Raw genomic sequence first — 8978 nt, forward strand, 5'->3', positions numbered from 1 at the left:
ACATTTTCTTATAAAAAGCGACCCTCATTTTTCCACAAAAAAAGCCAAGTTTCGCTCAGCTTTTTCGTATTAAGTTCATCAGCTCATTACGCTTTTCAATCCAGTAAGCTCGCTCATCGCGTTCATAAGTTCGATTGGACAAGAAAATGGCAGCTTCTTGACTTTTACGATTATACATCAAAAAAGTTCCTGTGTAGCCCGTATGATCCAGCCAATCTCCCTCTAAATTCCAAGCCAGGCTGCGGGTTTTCCCCGCTTCTCTACTGTAATTTTGTGTCAGGGCTTGAGCAAAATCATCTGTCAAATAATGCTCTAAAAACTTTTTCAAGTCTGCCACAGTCGAAAACAAGCCTGCACTGCCCGCATGAACCCCCAAAACACGCGCCTTGGGATCGTGAACAAGCCCAGCTCGAGCCCCGCGCACCGTTGGCACAGCCTGCGCAAGAGGACCGAAAGAGGTCTCTCGCATCTGCCAAGGCTGGAAAATTTCTCGCTCAAAAAGGACATTCAAAGATTGCCCATAGAGCTCCTCCAAAAGAAAACCCAGCAGCAAAAAATTAACATCGGTATAGTGAAAAGATTTGTCAACTTTCAACTGCAAGTGATTGAGAGCTTCTTTCAGCTGCTCTTGGTCAAGTTGATCCCGATTGGGAATGAAAGGATTGAGACCCGACGTATGGGTGAGTAACTGGCGCAGGGTCACTTGCTCATGGTCAAAAGTCGGATAGAGCTCTTTCAAGGTCTGGTCAAGTTCCAATTCCCCCTTGTGGGCCATAAAAGCAAAAATCGTTCCCACGCCCACGACCTTGCTGACACTAGCCAAGTCGTAAACCAAGCCCGCTTGACTGGCTAAACCTGTCTCAGGATCCGCCAAACCAAAGTAACTATCCTGCCAATCCCCAACTTGATAAAGGCTAACACTGGCCCCCGGATAAAGGTTTTCAGCTAGCTGCTCGGAAATCTTGTCAAAAATTAGTTTTTTATTCATTGTCATTCTTAACGTATAAAATTTATTTCTAATCTTTAAGCTTTCTCAAACCGCAATTCAATCTGGCTTTCATCTGTTACTACAAAAAATTTCTCAGATTTGGGAACAAAGAAATCTCGCCCTTCAAAATGCTGACATAAAGCTGCCACTGGCACTTGTTCTAACAGGATATAAAAAGCACTCAAGTCCCAAGTTAGGCTATTTACTTGCGTTAGGTCTGCTCCTACACCCTGAACAAAAGCTATAGGCAAATCCAAATCTTGATAGAATTGCTTGGCTTTAACCACATCAGGAACACGAAGAGTGACTTCTGTTATCTCAAAAGCAGTTAAACCGTTAAAATCATCTATTTCTACAAAGTCCGTTTGCTCAATGACTTTCAATTTTTCCACTTGTTCTTCTGCATGAAGCAAGAAATGATCCCCTTCAGGCGAAGTAGCTGAAAAGGCATAGCCTTTTTCTCCACGATAGAGTTGATCATACTTGGCGCCCCGTGCTAAAAGACTCTCAATTTCCTTTGGCTCTCCCACCCTGATTGTGATTTGAGCCAGTTTTTTAGCTCCCTCAACCTTGCGGGCACGATTTCCCGGCGTCTCTTCTAAAACTAGTTTTTCAATCTTAGATTTGTCTCCTAGACTGGTAAAAGCTCCTTCTTCTAACAAATCTTTTATTCCCAAGGTTTCTTGATAAAATTCTAAATTTCTGTGTCGATTATTAATTTTCAAAACAGGGATAAACGACACTATCTTCTCATTCAAAATCATGATTTCCTCCAGCCCTACTATTGTAAAAAATTTTTAACTATTTTACAAACAATTATGCGCAGATTTCAAAAAAATGTTTGCAACTCTAAATGCAAACACTTTCAAATCACAAAATCTATTGATAAATATTCTCAGCGATGACCAAGCTCCGACTGGATTCCAGCTCATATTGAAGATAATTTTGATAGGTCCCCGGAGCGATAATGCCACGCGGACTGACAATGTCGGTTCCTGCCTTGCCCAAAATCGAATCCGCCAGAAGAACGCAGTTGGTCGACAAGACAAAATAGGTCTTAAAACGGCCGGACTTGAACTTGTAAACTTCCGCCCCCAGGTCATACTTGAGATGATAAGGATAGATGTGCTGTCCGTCCTTAAGCTCGCTAGACGGCTCCCAAGCATAGGTCAGCTGGTCAATTTCTGCCAAACGCTCCTCAACCGCCTGCTCCTGCTCCTTGGTCAAATGCAAAGAATAGCCAAAAAGCGTTTTCTTGCTTTCCTTTTTGCAAAGCTCAATATAGGCTTTCTTGTCCACCTTAAAGAGCACACCGTCGCCCACCGTGCCAAAGAGGCGCTCGGAAAAAGGGTCGTAATTGCCATAAGAGATGACCTTGCCTTTATAGCAAATATCGACATGCCCAATGGCACCCAAAAAACTGGTCTCTGACGTATGAACAAAAACTTCCAAGTCGCTGGGCAGAACTTCTTCCACAATATGCCGGCTTTGCGCTTGCTGCTCTGGATTCTCTCCTTGCAGGATTTTATTGAATTGATTGAGCCGCTCCGCTGGGATAAAAGCAGCGATAACAATGGGCAAGCTCACCCGCATCCGCCGCCGAACAATATTTCTATCTTTATCATTATCAAAAAAGAGCCCGTCACGCAGATTAGAAATTCCCAGCGCAATCAAATAAATTCCCAAAAAGAGAAACTGAAGGTCGCTGTCTGCATTGGGAGCAATGATCGTCGAAATCCCAATCCCACCGTAGAGAAGCGTATCAAACAAAAAACGCCAGCTGCCCTTGATTTTATTTTGGCGGAAAAGAACGAAAGTCACGCCGTAAATGGCTGCCATAAAAAGCTGATAGCAGCCCAAGAGGATCAGAAGAGTATTGAGCGGAAGACTGGTAAAATCATTGAGCAAGTCCAGCCCAATCCCCACAAAAATCCGCCAGAAACTGCTGGTTATGGAAATTTCCTTGCGCCTCAAAACAAGATGCAAAAAGAGGTCAGAAAGTCCTGTCCCAATCAAGTAAATAGCTAGCAAGGTGATGCTCAGGTGGGTCACAGCGCTGCCATTCCACAAAACCACCACTCCGAGAACAAAGGCGACTAAGCCAAAAAGTAAAGTGCGCCGCTTGCTTAATTCTCTTAACTCTGTTTTCAGTTTCATCTTCATCATACTCTAAAATATGTCCACTAAATTCTTTTTATTCCTATATATTTTACCTCAAACTCCATCTTTTGTCACCCACACCAAAAGAAGAAGACCTATCAGTCTCCTCCTCGTGTTGGTTCATCAGGCGTCTTGCTGATGAATCCTTCTATTCCTCTTCCTTGCGTCCACGAACCAAACCGGCTGCTGTAAACAAGGCTCCAACTCCTAACAGAGAAGCAAGGGCTGAGCTTGCTACCTTGTCCCCTGTCTTCGGTAAAATAGGCTTATTCGGTTGACCCGGTTTCTGTGGTTTGTCAGGTGTATTCGGTTGTTTAGGTTGATCCGGATTCGGAGTCGGTTTTGGCTTGCGGTAAACCACCGGTGTGTCCTTGGTCGGATCCTGTGGAGTCACTTCTTTCACATCCGGTGTCCAGCCAGAAATCTCAGGAACAGGTGTGACCAAGACCTTGGTTGGATCCGTTGGGTCGTTCGGATAAATCGGATGATCTGCTCCCGGTATCTCCTTACCGTCCTCGTCAACTGGAATCACATGCCCGATCGGCGCATAATTAACGTCCTCTACTTGATTGTCAAGAGTCACTGCTCGTCCTGAAACCACTGCCTTATCTGCCACAAAGGTTTGGACTAGAGGAGTCTTGACTTCTTCATAATTGGCCTTATCCGCTGTCCATGGGGTTGCGCTGATTTCGCTTCCTGTCACCTTATCAAGGGTCACAGTCCGTGTCCATTGGGCCGTTTGAACCCTGTCTGCTGGGGTTTGGCTGCCTGCACCATGGTAACGAACCGTCAAGCTCACATCCTTGGTTTCTTGCTTGTCTTCGGTCTCATGTTTGACATGGATAATGACTTCTTGGTCAATGTTATTGTCATTGTCGAAGGTAGCTGGTAATGGGTCATGTGAGACTAAGCCATAACCCTTGCTGGTGTAAGAAGCAATAATGTTGTCATATTGCGTTTGTGCCGCAGCTGGTAGGGTGCTGTTTGATGAGCCAGTTGTCAGAGCAACCTTATCGGCTAGCTTCGTTCCTGTCGTGTCATCAATCACCGTGTAGACCACTTTCTGGTCTTGGGCAGGAGCTTCTTTGGTATAGTTCACGTCCTTGACAATATTGTCTTGGGTCACCGCTTCTTGTGGTACAGTCGCTACATCGACCGTATAGCCCGGAATGACTGGAGACGGTACCGCATCATAGTTGACCTTATCTGCTGTCCAAGGGGTTGAGGCTACTTCACTTCCTGTCACCTTATCTAGGGTTACCGTCCGTGTCCATTGAGCGGTTTGAACCTTGTCGGCTGGGGTTTGACTGCCTGCACCGTGGTAACGAACCGTCAAGCTCACGTCCTTAGTCTCTTGCTTGTCTTCGGTTTCATGTTTAACATGGATAATGACTTCTTGGTCGACCTTATTATCGTTGTCAAAGGTAGCTGGCAATGGGTCACGTGAGACTAAGCCATAACCCTTGCTGGTGTATGAAGCAACGATATTGTCATACTGCGTTTGTGCCGCAGCTGGCAGGGTACTGTTTGATGAACCAGAAGTGAGAGCAACCTTATCGGCTAGCTTGGTTCCGGTCGTGTCATCAATCACCGTGTAGACCACTTTCTGGCTCTGGGCTCGATAGGTCACCGTCACCACACTATCACTACTATCCGCTGTCACATTATCTACCGCAGGAACAGTGGCTTGGTCTGGTGTGAAGCCCGGAATGACCGGAGAGTCTACTGCCGCAAAGCTCGTGCCGCCAGTCGCTGTCCATGCCCCCTTGGTGTCCTGATGAGTCACGGCATCTGTTGTCACTTCACGAGTGAAGGTGAGTTTGCTTTCCTTACTGTCTGCCGCCTTAGTGCCGTCCTCGTAGACATAGCGAATGGTTTGTTTGACGTCCTTGCTTTCTGTGGTCTTAGTGACCTTGTGTTTCAAGTGGACTTCAAACTTCTGCACCGTTTCATTGTAGGTCACCCCTGTGCTTGGGTAGTTGTCAGAGACCAGCTCATAGCCTTGGGCTTGGTAGTTTTGAATGCTTGGCTGGGTGCGGTAAGTGTCTGTAGTATTGTAATCACCGGTCAGCTCTTTGGTTTCCAGCGTTGCGCCCGTTGTGTCGTCAATATAGCGCACTTGGGCTTTTTCTTTATTGACCGAGTAGACGAAATAGACATCTTTATCCGCTGCTCCGAAAGCGACCTTGGTGTTGTCTAATAACTGGGTACCTGCTACACTTGCGATCGGCTGAGCCGTTTTGACGAGGGTGTAGCCCGTGATGTTCTTGGTCTTGACATCATAGTCTGGCGACGGAGAAGCAATGGTAGAGCCTACTGGGTAGCCGTATTGGTAGGCTTGTGAGGCAATTTCATTGCCTACGGTATCCACATAGCGGACGGTAATCTTGGTTTGCCCTTCAGCGCGAGCGTTGGAAGGTCTAGTAGCTGCATTTATGTTCCATTTAGATAATTGTGTAGTCGTATTATCATCTTTAACTGCATATCGAGCTGTTGTTCCTGTGATACTATTAACGATCGAAGCATCTGAGAAATACATTGTCTGCATGTAAATGAGACCGTTAATAACATTTGTTTTAGCTAAAATCTTATTTACTTTTTCATTCACTTCATCAGTCCGATCAATTTCTTGATGTTGATCCGAAAGAGTGGATACATCATCTTCGGGTCTAATGTCATGATAGGTTAAGGCTTTATTACCAGTAAACTGTCCGAAATTATAGGCGAGTGTGTAAGTACCATCACCATTGTTAATTGCAAGACGAGAATTTGGTCCAGCAGCCTTTAAAGCTTTTATAATATCTTCATCAGTTGCTCCAGCAGGTAAAGTCACATTGGCTGCTGGATTATTTGTAATATTCAAGGAAGTTGCTGGGTCATTTTTAACCACATAAGTTCCATCTTCACTAATAGACGGGGTAACTGTCCCTATGGTAGCAGGAGAATTTACAGAGATGACCTTAGAACCACTAGGCTTCACTCGATTGACCATAATCACATCACCCTCTGGAATACCAGTATTACCCGGGTCAGTTCCATTACTTGCCAACATGTTATTTAAGTAATTAGGATCCAGTATCATGGCGCCTACATTAATTTGATTGGCAGCATTACTTTGTGAAAGGGTACTGATGAGAAAATCCAATTCATCTTTTGGAAACTCTCTCGGTTTTGGAACAAAATTAAAGGTCATACCATTAATATTTAAAACAATATTTTTACGACTCAATGTTGCTCTCAAAGATGCCTGAGATGACGGCTTCTGGGTGACAGAAATTGCCTTTTGAGTCCCCGGCGCAAGATTTTCAAAATCACTGTTTAATGTAATGACATAAGCTAAATTGTTTGGGTCTGATGCATCAAACCAGAGTGTCCCCACGCCAGCGATAGTTGAAGCGGTAGCTGAACTAAGAATTAAATCGTAGTATCGATAAGAATTATTAGTCAAAGTAACCGGAATTCGAACTTTATCACCAGCCTTCAAATTGCCGTCTTGAAGGAGGCTAAACTTCATTTTGATTTCACTTAAAAATGCATTCTGCCCATCCAAATTCGTCGAATCACCATTGTGTAGCTCCACTCCGTCTTTTGTAGTAACCGTCGCTTCAAAAGAACCAATAGGAGAGCTGATTTGGGTATGCGATACCGAACGCGCTTTTCTCTGAAGAATGGCTGTTGGGATTTCCTTAGGAGCTGCCGAAGGACTTGCGGGTGCCTTGTCCTCTGCCACTGCACTGGTCACAGGCATAATCGGTGCTTGGCTCAGGTCGAGTTCTGTGTTCTCGCCTGTTGCCTCCTCCTCAGTCTTCCCCACCAAGGAATCTGTACCTGTTTTTGGAACATCTGTTTCAGCCGGAGTTTGAATGTCCTTCTCCTGCGTCACAGCTTGCTCTCTTTTGCCTGTGTTCTCTTCTTCAACCAATGTTCCTTCAACAGCCGTTAAGGGGCTAGTTACCCCCCCCAGATATCTGGGTAACGGGTTGAAGGCTCATTTCTGTCTCATCTGCTTGCGCACTTGCACTTGTACCATAAATGGCTAGTGCTGCGATCGCCAATGAAACCACTCCTACACTCAGTTTTCGGATCGAAAACTTCTCGTGTTTGCCTTTGTATAGCTTAAAACTTTTCATTTTGAGCCTCCTTCTATGTTATACAACAATATTATCATAAATGCTTTGATTAGTCCAGTTGTTGGACATAGAAGTCATTTGGTAGACAAAGAAGAGGCTGAGACAAAAGTCTCTGGCCTCTGAAATTTATTTGATTTATGTACTAGACGCGGTAGCCTCTTGACTTCTACGTTCGCCATTACAGGCTTCGTACAAGTCTAATAGGCATCGCGGGGGTGGGACGACGAACTATTCCTTTTAAGGGACGAGTTCTGTCCCACTCCCTTCTTTCTTGGTATTTTCCTTTTTGTTCAGCCCCTTGCGTCTTGCCAAGACATCAGCGTAATACTTACGGCTGTTGTTGAGCAGGTTCAAGGTCTTTTGGTAAAGCTCATCGTCCTTAACTTGGACTAAGATTGCCACATAGTCACACAACTGTTGGTAAGGGGCTACCAAGTCCTTGCGTAATTGCTTGGTGTCATAGCTGACCTTTGCCAACTTTTCTTGCGAGCGTTCAGAGAAGACTTTGTCAAAGGCTGCTTGACTTTCAGTCAGATTGGTGACGAAACGACCAAGCGCTAATACTTCAACCGCTGCTTGATAGTCCGCTTGTTTGAGCTTGTCCAAGAGACTGTTTAGAAGGGCTGTTTCTTCCTCATAAGAAACTTGGCTCGCTTTTTTGTATTGGTCAAAGAGCAAGTCCAAGGTCTTGTAGGCAGCTTTTTCATTTTCACGCCGACTAGAACGATAAGGCTTGATAGCGTCTCTCAGGGCTTGGAAATCTTCGTCCCGCAACTGGTCCGCTTCAGTAATAGACGCTGACTTTTCACTGGCACGCACCTGACCTAGAGAGGCCTGATAAGCTGGCAGCTTGCTTTTGAGTGTTGCAAGCAGTCTAGAGAGCACGTCCTCTTTCTTCACATCCAAGTTTTCCTTTTCCACATCGTCTAGGAAACGAGCGATAAACTGCGAAAACTCCGCATGACGAAGATGGCCCAGTCTAAAATCAATAATCTTTAACTCTTTTGTCAAAAGTTACTCCTCCAACATGTTCTTATTTTTTTCGTCTGATAATTCATCCCGTCGACTGGGTCGATGAGGTGAACCAATGCTCAGACAAGCTGTCGACCCAGTCGACAAGGTGAACGAATACTCGGGCATAACGTCGACCCGGTCGATAAGGCAAACGAATACTCAGGCATAGCGTCGACCGAGTCGACGAAATAAAATAATGCTTGGGCATCCTTTCGACTCAGTCGACGGGGGAAAGTAACACTCAAGTAGATCGTCGACCGAGTCGACGAGGAAAACAAATTGTTACTTTTCATGAAAGTAACAATATTTAGTATAGCATAAATGGAAAAGAGGTCAAGTCCTTCCTCTGTAAAAATCATTTTAACTTTAGAAACCTCCCTGCTCACGACTAAGAAGAGCAAAAGGATACAAAAAAAGAGGCTCTATAATTTCTGTAGTGGGTAAAATCACTTTAGGGATTATGGAGCTTATTTTGTTGTAGAAAAAAAGTCCCATATGACCTATAATGAAAAGCGACCAAACCATCATTAGAAAGACTCATATGGAACAATTAAATTTTATCACAAACTTACTGGAAATCAAAGACCCTAACATTACGATTTTGGATGTTCTAGATGCTGGAACGCATAAAGAAATCATCGCGAAGTTGGATTATCCTGCTCCTAAATGCTACAGCTGTCATGGTC

At 44.7% G+C, this 8978-nt stretch carries 6 protein-coding genes and 1 pseudogene; 1 reads left to right on the forward strand and 6 read right to left on the reverse strand.

Annotated elements, in window-relative coordinates; genetic code table 11:
- Nucleotides 1–55: 55 nt before the first annotated feature.
- From A3I3_RS0107840 to A3I3_RS0107860, 6 genes are all read right to left on the reverse strand, one after another.
- The gene (locus A3I3_RS0107840; RefSeq protein ID WP_174222132.1) at nt 56–994 is read right to left on the reverse strand and encodes a serine hydrolase domain-containing protein; all 939 of its coding nucleotides are present in this window, start codon (nt 992–994) and stop codon (nt 56–58) included.
- Nucleotides 995–1023: 29 nt separating this feature from the next.
- Entirely contained in the window at nt 1024–1752 is a 729-nt protein-coding gene (locus A3I3_RS0107845; RefSeq protein ID WP_018372169.1) for a CppA N-terminal domain-containing protein, read from the reverse strand.
- A 115-nt stretch (nt 1753–1867) separates the two neighbouring features.
- Entirely contained in the window at nt 1868–3151 is a 1284-nt protein-coding gene (locus tag A3I3_RS0107850; RefSeq protein ID WP_026129849.1) for a hypothetical protein, read from the reverse strand.
- A 145-nt stretch (nt 3152–3296) separates the two neighbouring features.
- On the reverse strand, nt 3297–7070 hold the full coding sequence (locus tag A3I3_RS10355) for a mucin-binding protein (protein ID WP_051073100.1): 3774 nt from the start codon (nt 7068–7070) through the stop codon (nt 3297–3299).
- A 25-nt stretch (nt 7071–7095) separates the two neighbouring features.
- Nucleotides 7096–7278, reverse strand: coding sequence for a YSIRK-type signal peptide-containing protein (locus A3I3_RS10360; RefSeq protein WP_051073101.1), 183 nt, complete (start codon nt 7276–7278; stop codon nt 7096–7098).
- Between the two features lie 237 nt (nt 7279–7515).
- Entirely contained in the window at nt 7516–8289 is a 774-nt protein-coding gene (locus A3I3_RS0107860) for a DUF6261 family protein (protein ID WP_018372171.1), read from the reverse strand.
- 544 nt (nt 8290–8833) lie between these two features.
- On the opposite strand from A3I3_RS0107860, the pseudogene A3I3_RS10260 reads away from it, so the two are divergent.
- A pseudogene (locus A3I3_RS10260) lies at nt 8834–8978 on the forward strand (ISL3 family transposase); the annotation flags it as partial.

The organism is Streptococcus massiliensis DSM 18628 (assembly GCF_000380065.1).
Classification (GTDB): Bacteria; Bacillota; Bacilli; order Lactobacillales; family Streptococcaceae; genus Streptococcus; species Streptococcus massiliensis.